This is a genomic window from Elusimicrobiota bacterium (assembly GCA_041660925.1).
In the GTDB taxonomy this organism is placed as follows: Bacteria; Elusimicrobiota; Elusimicrobia; order UBA1565; family UBA1565; genus JBAZUV01.
Genome location: JBAZVI010000003.1, coordinates 273,943 through 289,354, shown reverse-complemented (window position 1 = coordinate 289,354; position 15,412 = coordinate 273,943). Strand labels below are relative to the sequence as shown.

At 70.7% G+C, this 15,412-nt stretch carries 16 protein-coding genes; 14 read left to right on the top strand and 2 right to left on the bottom strand.

Annotated features, from left to right (window positions below; all coding sequences use genetic code 11):
• Nucleotides 1-16 precede the first annotated feature (16 nt).
• The 8 genes from WC969_06415 (at nt 17) to WC969_06380 (ending at nt 7,730) form a co-directional block, all read left to right on the top strand.
• Nucleotides 17-874, top strand: coding sequence for a TRAP transporter TatT component family protein (locus WC969_06415; protein ID MFA6029466.1), 858 nt, complete (start codon nt 17-19; stop codon nt 872-874).
• Nucleotides 861-1,853, top strand: coding sequence for a TRAP transporter substrate-binding protein DctP (dctP, locus tag WC969_06410; GenBank protein MFA6029465.1), 993 nt, complete (start codon nt 861-863; stop codon nt 1,851-1,853). Before WC969_06415 ends, dctP begins: the two co-directional genes overlap by 14 nt.
• Before the next feature lie 10 nt (nt 1,854-1,863).
• Nucleotides 1,864-2,361, top strand: coding sequence for a TRAP transporter small permease (locus WC969_06405; protein MFA6029464.1), 498 nt, complete (start codon nt 1,864-1,866; stop codon nt 2,359-2,361).
• Nucleotides 2,358-3,608: a TRAP transporter large permease gene (locus WC969_06400; protein MFA6029463.1), complete on the top strand. Its 1,251-nt coding sequence runs from the start codon at nt 2,358-2,360 to the stop codon at nt 3,606-3,608. The genes WC969_06405 and WC969_06400 overlap by 4 nt, the downstream gene beginning before the upstream one ends.
• Before the next feature lie 337 nt (nt 3,609-3,945).
• Nucleotides 3,946-4,869 (top strand): TIGR00730 family Rossman fold protein, encoded by a 924-nt coding sequence (locus WC969_06395; protein ID MFA6029462.1) that lies wholly within the window; start codon nt 3,946-3,948, stop codon nt 4,867-4,869.
• Between the two features lie 165 nt (nt 4,870-5,034).
• Complete coding sequence (locus tag WC969_06390) at nt 5,035-6,129, top strand: tetratricopeptide repeat protein (GenBank protein ID MFA6029461.1); 1,095 nt, start codon at nt 5,035-5,037, stop codon at nt 6,127-6,129.
• Nucleotides 6,126-7,265: an HD domain-containing protein gene (locus WC969_06385; GenBank protein MFA6029460.1), complete on the top strand. Its 1,140-nt coding sequence runs from the start codon at nt 6,126-6,128 to the stop codon at nt 7,263-7,265. Before WC969_06390 ends, WC969_06385 begins: the two co-directional genes overlap by 4 nt.
• 93 nt (nt 7,266-7,358) lie before the next feature.
• Complete coding sequence (locus tag WC969_06380; protein MFA6029459.1) at nt 7,359-7,730, top strand: hypothetical protein; 372 nt, start codon at nt 7,359-7,361, stop codon at nt 7,728-7,730.
• A gap of 84 nt (nt 7,731-7,814) precedes the next feature.
• On the opposite strand, the gene WC969_06375 is transcribed toward WC969_06380, so the two are convergent.
• Nucleotides 7,815-10,256, bottom strand: a complete 2,442-nt coding sequence (locus tag WC969_06375; protein ID MFA6029458.1) for a S8 family serine peptidase — start codon at nt 10,254-10,256, stop codon at nt 7,815-7,817.
• Nucleotides 10,257-10,594: 338 nt separating this feature from the next.
• Here WC969_06375 and WC969_06370 point away from each other — a divergent pair, with 338 nt between their 5' ends.
• The 4 genes from WC969_06370 (at nt 10,595) to WC969_06355 (ending at nt 11,780) form a co-directional block, all read left to right on the top strand.
• Nucleotides 10,595-11,131, top strand: coding sequence for a hypothetical protein (locus WC969_06370; protein ID MFA6029457.1), 537 nt, complete (start codon nt 10,595-10,597; stop codon nt 11,129-11,131).
• A 100-nt stretch (nt 11,132-11,231) separates the two neighbouring features.
• The gene (locus WC969_06365; GenBank protein MFA6029456.1) at nt 11,232-11,405 is read left to right on the top strand and encodes a hypothetical protein; all 174 of its coding nucleotides are present in this window, start codon (nt 11,232-11,234) and stop codon (nt 11,403-11,405) included.
• Complete coding sequence (locus WC969_06360; GenBank protein ID MFA6029455.1) at nt 11,402-11,572, top strand: hypothetical protein; 171 nt, start codon at nt 11,402-11,404, stop codon at nt 11,570-11,572. The genes WC969_06365 and WC969_06360 overlap by 4 nt, the downstream gene beginning before the upstream one ends.
• Nucleotides 11,559-11,780, top strand: coding sequence for a hypothetical protein (locus WC969_06355; GenBank protein ID MFA6029454.1), 222 nt, complete (start codon nt 11,559-11,561; stop codon nt 11,778-11,780). The genes WC969_06360 and WC969_06355 overlap by 14 nt, the downstream gene beginning before the upstream one ends.
• Nucleotides 11,781-11,838: 58 nt before the next feature.
• Here the strand turns inward: WC969_06355 and WC969_06350 are convergent, their stop codons facing one another.
• Entirely contained in the window at nt 11,839-13,128 is a 1,290-nt protein-coding gene (locus tag WC969_06350; protein ID MFA6029453.1) for a clostripain-related cysteine peptidase, read from the bottom strand.
• Nucleotides 13,129-13,281: 153 nt separating this feature from the next.
• Between WC969_06350 and WC969_06345 the strand changes: the two genes are divergently transcribed.
• Together WC969_06345 and WC969_06340 are read left to right on the top strand one after the other, a co-directional pair.
• Nucleotides 13,282-14,688, top strand: a complete 1,407-nt coding sequence (locus WC969_06345) for a hypothetical protein (protein ID MFA6029452.1) — start codon at nt 13,282-13,284, stop codon at nt 14,686-14,688.
• A complete protein-coding gene (locus WC969_06340) occupies nt 14,685-15,401 on the top strand; it encodes a tetratricopeptide repeat protein (GenBank protein ID MFA6029451.1) in 717 nt (238 codons plus the stop codon). Before WC969_06345 ends, WC969_06340 begins: the two co-directional genes overlap by 4 nt.
• Nucleotides 15,402-15,412 lie beyond the last annotated feature (11 nt).

Below are 15,412 nucleotides of genomic sequence, written 5' to 3'. Positions count from 1 at the left end.
GCTAGAATCCATCCTCATGTCCCTCCGTCGATGGACGCCGTTCCTGCTCGCCGCCGCGCTGAGCGCATGCTCCCTGCGCACGGTCGCCGTGCGCCAGACCGCGAAGATCGCGGACGCGGGGATGCCTGCCCTCCTGAAGGAATCGGACCCCCAGCTCGCCCGCGACGCCATGCCGGGCCAGCTCAAGCTCCTGGAGACCTTCCTCGAAAGCGACCCGTCGAACCCCCTGCTCCTGCACCGCCTCGCACAGGGCTTCGCCGGCTACGCCCATCTCTTCATCGAGGACGAGGACTCCGGGCGGGCCGCCGCGCTCTACCGCCGCGCGCTGGGCTACGCGCTGCGCCTGGCGGAACGCAACCCGGCGCTCAAGGGCCTCGACCGGCTCGAGGCCTCGGCCCTCGAGGGAGCCCTGCGCAAAGCCGGACCGGCCGACGCCGCGGCTCTCTACTGGGGAGCGACGGCCTGGGCCGGCTGGGCGGACAACGCCAAGGGCGACCCCGAGGCCCTCTCGGGCGTGCCGAAGGCGGCCCGGCTCATGGGCCGCGTCCTCGAGCTCGACCCGGCCCTCGAGCACGGCGGCCCCGAGCTCTGGTTCGGCGTCTACTACTGCGTCCGCCCGCGGCTCGCGGGCGGCGACCCCGCGAAGGGACGCGCGTACTTCGACGCGGCCCTGGCCCGCAGCGGCGGCCGCTACCTGACCGCCAAGCTCTTCTACGCGAAATACTACGCCGTCGCCGCGCTCGACCGCGCGCTCTTCTCGCGCCTGCTCGGCGAGGTCGCACAGAGCGAACCCCTGCCCGATGCGCGGCTCGCCGACGAGGTCGCGCGGCGCAAGGCGAAGCGCCTGCTCGAGAGGACCGATGAGCTTTTTTAGCGTCCTGGCCGCGCTGCTGATCTCGGCCGCGCCCTCGAGCGCGGCCGAGATAAAGTTCGCGACCCTCGCCCCCGAAGGGACCGACGCGATGCGGCTGATGCGCGAGGTGGACAAGGAGCTGCGGGAGAAGACCGGCGGCGCCGTGACCTTCAAGTTCTACTCCGGCGGCCGGCAGGGCGACGAGAAGGACATGGTCCGCAAGATCCGACTCGGGCAGCTCCACGCCGGCGGATTTACGGGCGTCGGCCTGGGGGAGATCTCCCCCGAGGTGCGCCTGCTCGACGCGCCGTGGCTCTTCCGGGACTCGGCCGAGGTCGACCACGTCTACAAGGCCTTCGCCAAGGACTTCGAGAAGGCCTTCGACGCCAAGGGCTTCGTGCTCCTGGGCTGGACCGAGGCCGGCTTCGCCCACGTCTTCTCCAAGACCCCGGTGCGCACGGCGGCCGACCTGCGCAAGCTGAAGCTCTGGGCCTGGGAAGGGGACCCCATCGCCGAGGCCGCGTTCAAGGCCGTCGGCGTGCACCCCGTGCCGCTCTCGATCGCGGACGTGAACACCTCCCTGCAGACGGGCCTCATCGACTCCGTCTACGCGCCGCCGCTCTACGCCATCGCGCTCCAGTGGCACGAGAAGACCCGCTCGATCTTCTCGCTGCCCCTCGCCAACGCCTCGGGGGCCGTCCTCCTCTCCAAGAAGATCTTCGCGGAGCTCACGCCGGAGCAGCGGGGGATCCTCCTCGACGCCTCCCGCCGCCACCTGCGCCAGCTCAACGAGCTCACCCGGCGGCAGAACGCGGCCGCCCTCAAGACCCTGCAGGCCCAGGGACTGGCGCTGACGAACCCCGCGGCGGGAGAAGAGAAGGTCTTCGAGGACGCCGGCCGCGCCGCTCGCCGCGAGCTCGCCGGCCGGCTCTACCCCGCCGAGTTCCTCGACCGCGTCGAGCGCTCCCTCGCGGAGCTCCGCGGCGCGAAGCGGCGCTGACCCTCCCCGGATGACCGAGACGCTCCGAAAGACGGAACGCCGCCTCGCCGACGCCGAGCGCCTGCTGCTCACCGCGCTCGTCGTCGTGCTGGTGACCCTGAGCTTCCTGCAGGTCGTGCTCCGCGGAGTCTTCTCGGCGGGCCTGCTGTGGGCCGACGTCTTCCTGCGCCACCTCGTCCTCCTCATCGGCTTCCTCGGCGCCTCGACCGCGGCCGCGGAAGGGAAGCAGTTCGCCGTCGACGCCGCGGCGCGCGCGCTGCCGGAGAAAGCCCGCCGGGCCGCCGCCTTCCTCGCGCACGGCTTCGCCGCCGTCGTCGCCGCCCTCCTCTCCTGCGCGGCCGCCCGCTTCGCCCTCTCGGAGTTCCGGGCGGGGGGGACGCTCTTCTCGGTCTCCGGCCTCGACATCCCGCAGTGGCCCTTCGCCGCCGGCCTGCCCGCGGGCTTCGCGCTGCTGGCGCTGCACCACCTGCTGAGGGCGCTCATCGAGTCCGCCGGAGAGCCCCGGTGACCTGGGCCCTGCTCCTGCTCCCGCTGGCCGCGCTCGGCGCGCCCCTCTTCTCCCTGCTGGGGGCCCTCGCTCTGGGGCTCTTCCACGGAGCCGGGATCGACGGCTCGGCGGTCATCGTCGAACTCTTCCGCCTCGCGAGCCTGCCCGCGCTCTCGGCCATCCCGCTCTTCACCTTCGCGGGCTTCCTCCTCGCGGAGTCGAAGACCCCGCAGCGCATGCTCGCGCTCGCCGAGGCGCTCTTCGGCTGGGCCCCCGGCGGCCTGGCCGTCGTCGCCCTGTCCTCCTGCGCGCTCTTCACGGCCTTCACCGGGGCCTCGGGCGTGACCATCATCGCCCTCGGCGGGCTCCTCCTTCCGATGCTCCTCAAGCAGGGCTACCCCGAGCGCTTCTCGCTGGGCATGCTCACCTGCACCGGCAGCCTCGGGCTGCTCTTCCCGCCGTCGCTGCCCATCATCCTCTACGGACTCGTCGCGAAGGTCTCCATCGACAAGCTCTTCGTCGCGAGCCTGCTCCCGGGACTCGTCCTGCTCGGGGCCCTCGCCGTCTTCGGCGCGTACACCGGGATCCGCGCGGGCATCCCGCGCACGCGCTTCTCCTGGTCGGCGCTGGCCGCGGCCGCGCGCGCGGCCGCCTGGGAGATCCCGCTGCCCTTCGTCGTCGTGGGGGGCATCTACGGGGGATTCTTCACCGCCACCGACGCGGCCGCCGTCATGGCCTTCTACGCGCTCGCCGTCGAGACCCTGGTCTACCGCGACGTCTCCCTGCGCGAGCTGCCGCGCATCGCGGCGCAGAGCATGGCCCTCGTCGGCGCGATCTTCGTCGTGCTGGGCACCGCGATGGGGCTCACGAACTACCTCATCGACGCCGAGGTCCCGGACAGGCTCTTCGCGCTCATGCACTCCCTGGTCTCGTCGAAGGCCGCGTTCCTTCTCCTGCTCAACGCCCTCCTGCTCGTCGTCAACATGGTCGAGATCTTCTCCGCCATCGTCATCGTCGTGCCGCTCATCGTCCCCATCGCCGCGCAGTACGGGATCGACCCCGTCCACCTCGGAGTCATCTTCCTCCTCAACCTCGAGATCGGCTACATGACGCCGCCGCTGGGCTTGAACCTCTTCCTCTCGTACCGCCGCTTCGAGCGTCCGCTCTGGACGCTCTACCGGGCCGTGACGCCGTTCTGGCTGATCCATGCGCTCGTGCTTCTGGCCGTGACCTACGCCCCCGGGCTGAGCCTGTGCCTAGTGCACTGACCGGGTAATTATGCGCGTTTTGGAGGCCCGAGCCTGATGCGGATTCAAGGAGCGATGACCGAGGATAGCGGCCAGAGCTATCTGAGGGAGGAGCGACGCGGAAGCCGCCCAGGGGAGGGCCTCGGCAGTCGTTCCGCTGTCTCCGACGGAGAAGCTTCCTTGCGCAGGCTCGGGCGCTTTCAGCCGCCGGCGGCGTTGCGCGTCGCTCAGATACCTCAAGGTATCCTCGCTCCTTGCGCCTTGCCGGGCGGCCGAAATCGCCCGGCCAAAACGTGCATAATTACCCGGTCCGTGCACCCGAAATCGCCGTGACGGAGCGAGACCCCCAATGGACGACATGAAAGCCGTGAAGATCACCCCCCAGCAGCGCCGCAAGATGCTCGACGATCTCCGAGCCTCCCGCACCTACCGGAAGGCCTATCAGGACATCGACTTCCTCGCCCGCGAGGAGCTGCGCCCCATGCGCCTGCAGCTCGAGCTGCTCAAGCCCGAGATGGTCCTCATCGAGAACAAGATCGAGTCCACCATCATCGTCTTCGGCAGCGCGCGCATCCAGCCTCCCGACGAAGCGGAGGCCCAGATCGCGAAGCTGGGCGCGGCGCTCAAGCGCCTGCCCCGCGATGCGCGCCTGCGCACGGAGCTCGACGCGGCCAAGCGCCTGCAGAAGCTCTCCCGCTATTATGACGAGGCCCGACGCTTCAGCTACATCGTCACGAAGGCCTCCCAGGGGAAGGGACGCCGCCACTTCGTCATGGTCACCGGGGGAGGCCCCGGCATCATGGAAGCGGCCAACCGCGGAGCGTGGGAGGCGGGGGGGAAGAGCATCGGGCTCAACATCACCCTCCCGCACGAGCAGGAGCCCAACCCCTTCGTCACGCCCGAGCTCTCCTTCCTGTTCCACTATTTCGCCATCCGCAAGATGCACTTCCTCATGCGCGCGAAGGCGATGGTCGCGTTCCCCGGCGGCTTCGGGACCTTCGACGAGCTCTTCGAGACTCTGACCCTCGTGCAGACGAGCAAGAAGTCCCAGCTCCCCGTCATCCTCGTCGGGCGGGAGTTCTGGTCGCGGGTCATCGACGTGAAGTACCTCTCCGAGCAGGGCGTCATCTCGCCCGGAGACCTGGACCTCGTGCAGACCGTGGACACCGCCGAAGAGGCCTGGGGGGCCATCCGCAGCTACTGGCGGCGCAACGGCATGCCCATCGCTCACCACCGCCACACCGTGCAGTCGCACCGCGAACACGACCCCTCCGAGGTCTGAACGACGATCCGGCTCCTGAGCGTCGTCCTCCTCCTCGTCCCCGGGGCCCTCTGGGCCGCCGAAGGCCCTCCCGCGGGGACCGTCACGGAGGCCGGCATCGAGGAGACCGCCCATCGCGCCGTCGGTGCGATCTACGACCTCGACTACGCCGCGGCCCGCGCGCACATGCGCCGCCTCATCGACGAGCAGCCCAACAACCCGCTGGGCTGGCTCGGCGAGGCCGGCGTCCTGTGGTGGGAGGCCGACGCGGAGTACGCGCTCTTCAAGGACACCTCCCCGCTCGACGCCCTCTTCGAGGAGGACGTGCGCAAGGTCCTGGAGACGAGCGAGCCGCTGCTCGACTCCAAGGACCCGGCGCGCAAGGCCGATGGGCACTTCGCCGCGGGCATGGCGCTCGGGATCCATGGCCAGATGGAGCTCGCCCGCGGGCATCACCTGAAGGCCTACTCCGACGGAAAGAAAGCCATCAGGCACCTCAAGAAGTGCGTGAAGCTCGACCCGGACTACCACGACGCCTACCTCGGGCTCGGGATCTTCGACTATCAGACCGACCGGCTGCCGACGCTCATGAAGCTCCCGATGCTCTTCGTCCACCGCGGCGACGCCCGGCGAGGCCTCGCGCGCATGCGTCAGGCGATGGAGCGCGGCCGCTTCTCGAAGGACCAGGCCGCCGGCTTCCTCCTCACGATCCTCATAAGGGAGGGCGACGTCGCCGGCGCCCTCGAGCTGCTCGCGCGCCTGCGCGTCGAGTTCCCGCGCAGCGCCTACCTCCGCTATCGCGAGGTCATCCTGCTCTCCCGCGCCGGCGACTGGGACCGCTCCGCGCGCGCCCTCTTCGCCCTGCTCGCGGAAGCCCCCGCGGACCCCTCCTTCGAGCGCAAGGAGCTCTCGCTCTTCTGCGGTCTCGCCGGCGCGCACTGCTTCGAGCGCCCCTACGCCGAGGAGGCCGAGCGCTGGCTGGACCGCGCGCTCGTCGAGAAGTCCGCCGCGCGCTGGACCGCCGCGCTCCTGTTCTGGCGCGGCCTCGCCCGCGACGTCCTCGGCCGCCGCGCCGACGCCGTCCAGGACTACACGCGCGCGCTCGCCGCGCCGGACGTCCGCTTCGCGCACGAGCACGCGCGCCACTGTTTGAGCACCGCCTGCGACCGCGAGGAGGCCCTGCGCGCGCTCAGGGAGCTCGCGCGCGCCATCCCCGCCGGCGTCGCGCGCTCCGGCGCCGCCTTCAGCTCCGCGCAGAGACAGAAGCAGAGGCCCCGATGAAGAACCCGCTCCCCGTCGACGTCTACCTCCGCCGCAGCAAACAGACCGCGCCGGACATGCGCGCCGACTACTTCCGCGACCAGACCAAGATCATCCACTCCTACCCGTTCCGGCGCCTCAAGCACAAGGCCCAGGTCTTCTACGCCCCCGACAACGACCACATCTGCACGCGCATCGAACACGTCCTCCACGTCGCGACCATCGCCGCGACGGTCTGCCGCGGCCTGAACCTCTCCGGCGGGGACTGGGAGCTCGACACCGAGCTGGCCTACGCCATCGGCCTGGGACACGACCTCGGGCACGCACCCTTCGGCCACGAGGGGGAGAAGGAGCTCGCCGCGCGCCTCGGCGCCCCGAAAGCCTTCCTCCACGAGCTCAACAGCTACCGCGTCGTCGAACACCTCGCCAACCACGGCCAGGGCCTCAACCTGACCTACGCCGTGAAGGACGGCATCATCTGCCACAACGGCGAGGACTTCCTGCAGAACGACCTGCGCCCATCGACGACGGCCAACGACCTCGAGAACATCCACGACCGCGCCTACATGCCCACCACCTGCGAGGGCTGCGTCGTCCGCCTGGCCGACCGCATCGCCTACCTCGGCCGCGACATCGAGGACGCGGTCACCGCGGGCTTCATCACGAAGGCCGATGTGCCGCGGCGCGTGGCGGAGGCGCTCGGAGACTCCAACACCGACATCATCAGCGCCCTCATCGACGACGTGGTCGCGCACTCCGCGAAGGCCGACGCCATCGGCTTCTCCCCGGAGCGCCTCCTCCTGGTCAAGGAACTCGGGGAATTCAACTACCAGCGCATCTACTACCACCCGCGCCTGCTCAAGTACCGCCGCCACATCAAGACGGTCATCCACACGCTCTTCGACTACTTCGTCGAGCTCTTCGAGAGGAACGGCACCGACTTCAAGGCCTACCACGCGCTCGACCTCGAGAGCGACCGCAACTTCGGCCACTACTGCGAACAGCTGCGCCCCGTCTACGAGCGCGAGGGCTGGGCCGCCAGGACCATCGTGACCGACTACATCGCCGGGATGACCGACGGTTTCGCGCTCGAGTGCATGCGCCAGGTTTCCCTGCCCGTCCCCATGCATTTCCCCCGGGGCTCCAAGCCCGTCTAGTCGGCGCTCAAAACAGCGTTTTCTCCCCTTGAAACCGCTCCTCCGCGGGCCCATACTATAGGGTGGGCCCGTTTCCTGACGGGAGGAGGCCCCATGACGAAGCGGAAGAGAGTCGTGCAGGCGCTGGCGCTGGGCGGGGCGATCCTCGTCGAGTGCCCCTCGGGCGGGCAGGTCTTCCCGCCGACGCCTCCGGAAGACCCGGGCTACCAGGCGGACTGCGTCATCGGCGGCCGCAGCGCGGTCGATGGCTACGTCCTGAACCGGAACCCGGTACCCCTCGAAGTGGACGGAAACGTGCGCTTCACCTTCTACGCCGCGGACGCGGCCGCTCATCCGGTCGTATCCGTCCCGGCGAGCGCGACCATCGCGCCCGGCCGGCGCGTCCTGGTGGCGCACGCGGGACTGCCGTTCACGCTCGGCTGGGACGAGGCCTGCCGCTTCGACGTCGGCGACGCCGTGCGCTGACCCTGAAGCGGCGGCCGTCCGCCGCGCACCGAAAGACGAGGCCCCGCCTCTCGGCGGGGCCTCGTCTTCGCCCGACGGACGGCTTTACGCTTGCCGGATGGCGTTGCTGTTGACCATCAGCAGCTTGGGCGTGCGGTGGATCTCCTCGACGGCGCGCTTGAAGTCTTTTTCGTTGTTGATGAGGCGCCCGGTCCGCGTGTCGAGCAGGCCCAGCGGGGTCATGGCGTAGCGGGTCTGGTCCTTGATGCGCCCCTGATCCTCGACGGTCATGCGCGTCGAGAGGGCGAAGGCCACGTTGCCGACCGGCAGGCCGCGGGAGACGCGGTCGGCAACGGTCTGGGCGAGGCGCTTGCCGTCGACGAGGCCGGTCCCCTGCTGCTCGCGCCCCTTGCCGAGGTCGCGGGCGGTCTCCATGACGAGGGCGCGGACCTGGAAGGCGTCGTAGCGGACGCCCTTGTCCTTGAGGTAGCCGATGACGTCGGCGGACATCCCGGCCACCATCGGGGTCGCCATCGAGGTGCCCGACATGTAGCGGTAGGCCGGGGCGCCGTCGACGCCGCAGACGCCGTCGGGGTCCTTGGAGCTGCGCGGAGCGATGACGCCTCCCGGCGCGTAGACGCAGCCGACGGCGTTGAGAGCGGGGCCGGCGACCGCGGTCATCCCCTCGGGCTTCGCCGCGGCGGTGGTCGTCGGGGGCTCGGCCTGCTCGTCCTTGCGGAGCTGGGTCTGGAGCAGGGACTGCTCGAGCTTGCTCAGGTCCACGTCGCCGGCGATGGCGCTGACGTCGGGCTTGTTGTAGAGGTCGCCGTCCTCGCCGGCGGCAGGGCCCTTCGAGACGAAGAAGGGGAACTCCCCGTCCTTGTTGACCCCGGAGACGGTGAGGGCGTAGCGCGCGTTGCCCGGGGTGCCGACGGTGCGCATGCCCGCGGCGCCCTCGTTGCCGGCCGCGGCGACGACCAGGATGTTCTTGTCCACGACGAGATGGTTGGCCATCGAGCCGAGCGGGTCCTTGTTGGGCTCGCCGGGGCCGCCGAGGCTCATGTTGAGCACGTCGACCTTGGCCTTGCCGTCCTTGCCGGCGTCGGCCATCCACTTCATCGCCGCGAGGATGACCGACTCGTCGGTCTCGCCCTTGACCCCGAAGACCTTCGCGACCTTGAAGCGGGTCTCGGGCGCGAGGCCGGCGAAGCGGCCCTCAGAGGCCGCGCCGGTGCCGCCGATGGTGCCGGAGACGTGGGTACCGTGCCCGACGACGTCGTCCTTGCCCTCCTCGGTGAAGTCCAGGTACTCCTCGATGCGGCTGTTCCCGCTCTTGTCCTTGAAGTCCGGGTGCGTCGGGTCGATTCCCGAGTCGATGACGCCCACGAGCGTCCCGCGGCCCTTCATCCCGGCGTCCCAGAGCTCGCCGGCGCGCAGGGTCGAGAGAGCGTCGACCATCTTCGCCTCGGCCGCCTTGCGCGCGGCGTCGGAGACGGCGCCGACGAGCGGCGCGGAGGGGACCGGGAGGAACTGTGCGCCGAGCAGGGAGCCCGCCGGGCCCGCGAGGGCCTCGGCGGCGGCGCGGAAGACGCGCGCGGGGCGGCTCTCGACGCCGCGCGCCTCGAGGGACAGGCCGAGGGCGGCCGCCTGCGGGAGGGGGACGTCCACAGTGACGAGGTTGTCGACGGCGCGGACGACCTTCGCGCCGCTGCGCTCGAAGAGCTGCGCGTCGAGACCGGCCTCGCGGAGCACCTCGGCGCCGTCCTCGGCGCGCATCTTGAAGCGGTCGGAGGCCACCGTGCGGCTGGCGGCGACGATGACGCGGACCGTGTTGCGCTCCCGGTCCACCGCGTAGCCCTCGAGCATGGCGGGGGCGGCGGGGGCGGCGGAGCCCGCGGAGGTCAGGCCGCCGGCGGCGGTCACCGCGGTTTCGAGGCCGTTCCAGTCGAAGGAGCCCACGCTGTGGCGGGCGCCGTCGAAAGCCCGGGCCGGGGAGGCCCCCGCGAATTCGGCGGCGTCGAAGGCGGCGAGGGCTCCCGGCTCGGCCCAGGCGGCGGAGCCGCCGGCGGAGGCCTGGGTCGTCGGGACCGACGGCTTGAGCTCGACGATCGGCTCGATGAGGGCGCCGTCGCGAGCCGTGATGATGTCGAAAAGGGCCTGATAGCCGAGCTTCGTCAAGCGAAGCTGGCCGCCCGCGGTCCGCTTGAGGAAGATGTTGTTGTCGACCTCCCGGGGGTCCATGCGGGGCGCGAGGTAGCTCTTGAGGGCCAGGGCCATGCCGCCCTGGGGGTCGGAGAGGGGGAGCCTAAGAAGGAAGGCGGCGATGCGGCGGAACGCCTCGCGTTCGACCTTCTCGATCTCGACCGCGCCCGAGGCATCGTCCTGGCGCTGGCGGAGGATGCTCCCGTCGTTGGCGGCTCCGAGTCCGAAGCTCTCGGCATGGGGGGGGAGGGACTCGCCGGCCGCGAGCGTGGCGGGGACGCCCGCCGCGAAGGCCGCCGAGTGCAGCTGGATCGCCAGTATGAAGAGCGCCGCAGCCTTCTTCATCTTCTCCACCTCCCTGTCCGTCTCGACCGGGTCTCCCGTCTCCGTCTTGCGTCGTCCAGGCCCACCGTCTCTGGGTCCTGAGTCCTATCCCTAGGATAGTCCCGAAAGACCCATGAGCAAGTTCCGGTGGTCCCTATGGCGTGTGGGTACTAGGGCCTAGATTGTTAGCGTTCGCAGTTTCCCTATTTCCTCCCCTGCGGGGGGAGGGCAGGGTGGGGGGGGCGAATCATGGCGCCTTGCGGCCCGCTATCCTCCTCCTAAACCCAAATGCCCCTCTCCCCACCCTCCCCCGTGGGGGGAGGCAATAGGGAAACCCGTTTTTTTATAGAATCGTTCCAGTGGACACCATCAGAATCCGCCGCGACCCCGACTGGTTCCCTCTGCTGGAGGGGCTCCGGCTCACCTATCACCACACCTCGACCGAGTTCGAGGAGGTCGAGACGGCGGAGATCCTCTTCACCGACATCCGCGCCTTTCGCGACGACTGCCTGGCGAAGGCGGTCCTGACCCGCACGCGCATGGGCGGCTCGGTGACGAAGGAGTACGAGGTCCGCAAGAGCGCCCGAGAGGTTTTCAGCGCTTCCGGGGTGCTGGGCTGCGCCCGCCTCGAATACCCGCTCCCCGCCCTGCCGGGAAAGGAGTGGGACACCTCCCCGGACCGGCACCGCATCGCCTCCATCGACGAGACCATCGCCGTACCCGCCGGGAAGTTCCGCGGCTGCCTGCGCGTCAACACCTACCTCGCGGGGGGAGACGCGGGCTCCGCCATCCGCTACTACGCGCCCGGCGTGGGCTACGTCTACGAGGAAGTCTCGGGCGAGACCGCCGGCGCACGCGTGAGCCTCGTCTCCATCCAGCTTCCGAAGCCGCACTGACGCGCGCCGCCGCCCGCCGCGGCCTGAAGAACGCTGAACGAAAATGCCGCGGAATTGGGTCTTGACAGTTTTGGGTTTGGTGTGTATAAATTACACACCTATGGCGCGAGTACGCATCCTGGTCCGGCCCAAGCGGCGCAACCTCATCCTCGAGGAAGCTCTCTGGGCGCGGCTCATCGAGCGGGCCCGCGCCGAGGACCGCAGTCTGTCGTCGCTGACGCGCAAAGCGATCAGGGAATACCTGGAGCGGCGCGTTCAGGGGGTGAAGCGATGATCCAGGCGCTGAAGGACGTGGTCTACGTGTGGAACCATCGGCGGATCGGACATCCCGCCGTGGACGGCTCGAACGGGCTCTGCATCGACAACCTGCCCGCGGGACACCGCTGGAACCTGCTCGCGGTGAGGATGGACCTTTATGGGGGCCGCGATGGGGGCCTCTGAGCGGGGGGGAAGACCGCACGGCCGCAGGCGAGGCGCGCCGCGCCGGCATCATGCGCGCGCGCTGGCCGTCCCGCCGGTCCTTGCGCTGCGCTCGGAGGAGCCGGACCTTTCGCGCGACGTGCTCGCCGCGCTCGAGGACGACCTCGAGATGGTGATCCCGACGGACGCCGCCCTGGACCTTCTCTCCGTCATGCCGGCTTTCCTGTAGAAGCAGGAAGGGCCCGTACCTCGCGGTACGGGCCCTCCGCTTGCGTGCGGCTCAGGACTCAGTTCAGAGACTGAGGAGCCGACTTGATGAACGCGGGCCACTTCGTGTCCCGCGCCCACTTCAGCTTGTCGTAGTCGTTGTTGTAGCCGTAGCTCGGCGTGTAGATCGCCAGGCCGCGGGCGTCCTTGAACTTGTCGCCGCTGAGGCCGTTGGCGACGACGAGGCTCGTCTCGATGTAAGAGAGCAGCTCCCCGCCCTTCTGCTTGAGCGCCGGGTTCGCCGTCTTCTCCGTGATGAGCCGGACCAGGTGATGAAGGTCGCGGGAGTCCCAGTCGGCGAAGTGCACGGCGTCGGACTTCGCGGCCTTCACGTTCGCCGCCTCGGCCGGGTCCAATGCCAGCGTCACCCACTGGTTCAGGATGCTCACGAGGCCCGGGAAGGCCCGCGCGCGCAGCGCCGACTGCGTCGTCGCCTGGTTCTTCTTCGCGTAGAAGTCGCGGTAGCTCTCGACGACGAAGCGCCCGACGTCCTCGGCGCCGGCCGCCGGCCGCGCCGCGAGGCGCTGCAGGAAGCCCGTGTAGTCGTAGCCGTCGCCGGGCTCGGTCTCCTCGGAGCCGACGATGACGTCGACCGTGTCCTTCATCTCATAGCCCACGCTCGCCATCTGCATGAGGCAGGCGTCGCTCGCGTAGACGTCGATGTGGCCGAGCTGCGCGAGCGTCGCGCCGAGCTGCTGGGTCGTGATGTGGTTGCCGGTCTCGTCGTCGTAGGAGATGCCCTTCGTCCAGGCCTTGAAGCCCTGCTCCTTGGCCCAGCCGCTGCCGTGGTTCCAGACGATCACCATGTAGTGCTTGGCGGGGTACTTCTCCATGGCCCACTTGGCGAAGTCGTAGAGGTGCTGCGAGCTCCCCATGTCGGCCGTGAACTGCTGGACGACCGGCGAGGTGATCTTGTTCGGGTCATCGTCCTTCTGGACGAGGTAGCGCCGGATACCCTTCCAGTCGGCGTCCGGTCCGCCCGAGCCGTCGATGCGGCCGAGCTCGACGACGACGTTCATCTTGTCGTTGGAGCCGACCTTCTCCATCTCGTTGACGTCCCCGAGCCCGTAGGTCTCGAGGTTGTTCTTGCCGTTGATGTAGACCATGACGGTCCACTCCTTCTTGGTCGACCACCACCACCAACCCTTGTCGGAGGAGAGCGCCTGGGCGTCGATCGCGGGCTTGTCCGGCAGCTGGAGGAACTCTTTGACGTCGGCGCGGCCCTGGTCGAAGTCGACATCGGCGGCCGCGGACCACACGCCGCAGCAGACGAGCGCCGCGAGCGCGGACAGCAACACCTTTCTGAACATACACACCCCCGTGTGTCCGAAATCCAAGAGAGGACCACAGGGCCCACCCCCGGAATAGGCCCTTTGTACCATAGGCCCCCGACATTGTCAACACCCCTCTTGCCGGGGGCCGCGACTTGAAAGCGTAACATGCGCCTGCTACTTTACGAGCGTATGAGCCCGATCCGAGCGGCCGTCCTCACGGCCGCCCTCCTGCTGTCGTGGGCGGCGGGAAGGGCGCGCGCGGCCGCTCCGCCCGACTGGCTGGCGCTGCGCTCCCAGGAGGAGCGCGCGGAACTCCTCCTGAGCGACGCGCTCGGCCCGGGACGCGCACGCGTGTTCCTGCGCGCGCGCGCGCAGGCCTCCGCGCCCGCGGAAGGTCCGGACGCCGCGCTCTTCGACCGGGTCCAACGGAGCCTCGACGAAGCCCCGCCGGTGCTGCCCGGCTTCGCGCTCCCGCGCACGCTCAAGGACGAGATCCTGCGCGCGTACGCCGCTCCCGCGCCGGGCCCGACGGTCCTGGAGGCGACGCTCGTGCTCGACCGGGGCGTCCCGCAAGAGGGCGTCCAGCGAGCGATGGACCTCACGGAGCGGGTGCTCAACCTCGACGCCGAGCGGGGGGATTCTCTGCGCCTCGTCCGCGAGAACATCGCCCCGCAGGCGACGGCGTCCGGACGCGCCTGGGGCGGACTGTCCGAACGCGCGCTCGCCGGCCTGCAGTCCCTGCTCGCCACCGCCGTCCTGCTCGTCGCGGCGCTGGCGGCCCTGCGCATGATCGTCCCGCTCCCGGGCGGCTCCCGGTCCCGCTCAGCGCGGCGCACCGCGCTGCGGCGGCGGCTGGCCGGCTCGGCGGCGCTCGCGCGCCTCCTGCCCGATCCCGACGGAGCGGACCTGCCCCGACTGAAGCCCGGAGAGGCCGGCGCCGCCGCGGAATTCCTCTCCGGCGAGCCGTCGGCGGCGGCCGCGGCCGCGCTGAGGGTCTTCGGAGCGCGCACGGCCGCGCTCGTCCTGCGGCGCATGAGCGCCCCGGCCCGCAGGGCCGCCGCGGCCGAACTCGCGCGAGCGCGGGAGCAGCCCGCGTCGGCGCCCCCGGCGCCCGCGGGCCGACGCTGGCCCTGGACGAAATCCCCGCCGCCGCCGGAGCCGGTCGGACGCCGGCTCGCGCGCCGCCTCGGAGAGGAGGAGCGCGAAGCGTTCCTCGACGAGCTCTTCCTGCGCCTCGACCGCGGGGAACAGGACGAGCTCGCGGCCGCCGTCGAGACCGTGAGCCCCGCGCGCGCGCGGAGCCTGCGCGGCCTGCCGGACCTCGACGACCTCGCCGCGGCGGAGCCCGCGGCCCTGCGCGTCCTGCTCTGCCGCTTCTCGAGCGCCGAGCTCGCGGGCGCCCTCCACGGCGCGCAGGAGGCGACGCGCGAGCGCCTGCTCGCGTCCCTGCCGGACGCCGTCGCCGCGACGGTCGGCGAAGAGGAGGTCGCCGTCGACCCCGGAGGAGAGAGGACGCTCTCCCTGCGGGGGGAGCTCCTCGCGCGCTGGCGCCGCCTCTCCCTCGAAGGCCGCGTCCCTCCGGCGGCCGCCCCGTGAAGCGCCTCCTCCCGTTGACGCTCCTGCTCGCGGCCGCCTGCCGCACCCTGCCGCCCCCGGAGCCGGCCGCGGCCGAGGACGCGGCGTTCGCGGACGCCTTCGCCCCCGACCCCTCCCTGCCGCCCTCCCCGGAATCGTCGCCCGCGGAGCCGCCCTCCCCGGAGCCGCCGACACCCTCCCTCGAGCTCCAGCGCCTGAGCCGCCTGCTCGCAGAGCTCGGACTCGGAGAGCGCGACCCCGCGCGGGAGGAGGAGCTCTTCAAGGACGAGACGCGGGGGGGAGCCTGGGTCCGCGCCGCGCTCGACGCCTACCTGCGCCGCGACGACCTCCGCGCGGTGCTCTTCGCGCAGGCCGCCGTGGGCGACGACCCGGGCAACGAGACGCGCCGGTCCCTGCTCGCCGCGCTCCTCAAGCGCAGCGGGATCGAGCCCGACCCCCAGGGCCTGCTGCCGCTGCCGGCGCTGCTCCAGCACGAGCTGCGCCTCTCCGAGACGGCCTTCTTCGAACAGCGCTACGGCGCCAGCGCTCAGCACTCCCGACGAGCGCTCCTGCTGGACCCGGATTCCGCCAAGGCCTGGCAGCGCCTCGGCTCGGCGCAGTACGCGCTCGGACAGGCCGACGAGGCGGGTTCCGCCTGGCGCAAGGCGCTGGCGCTCGACCCCTCGGACGAGCGGCTGCGCGCCTTCCTGCGCGAGAAGGGCCAGCTGAAATGATTACGCAATAA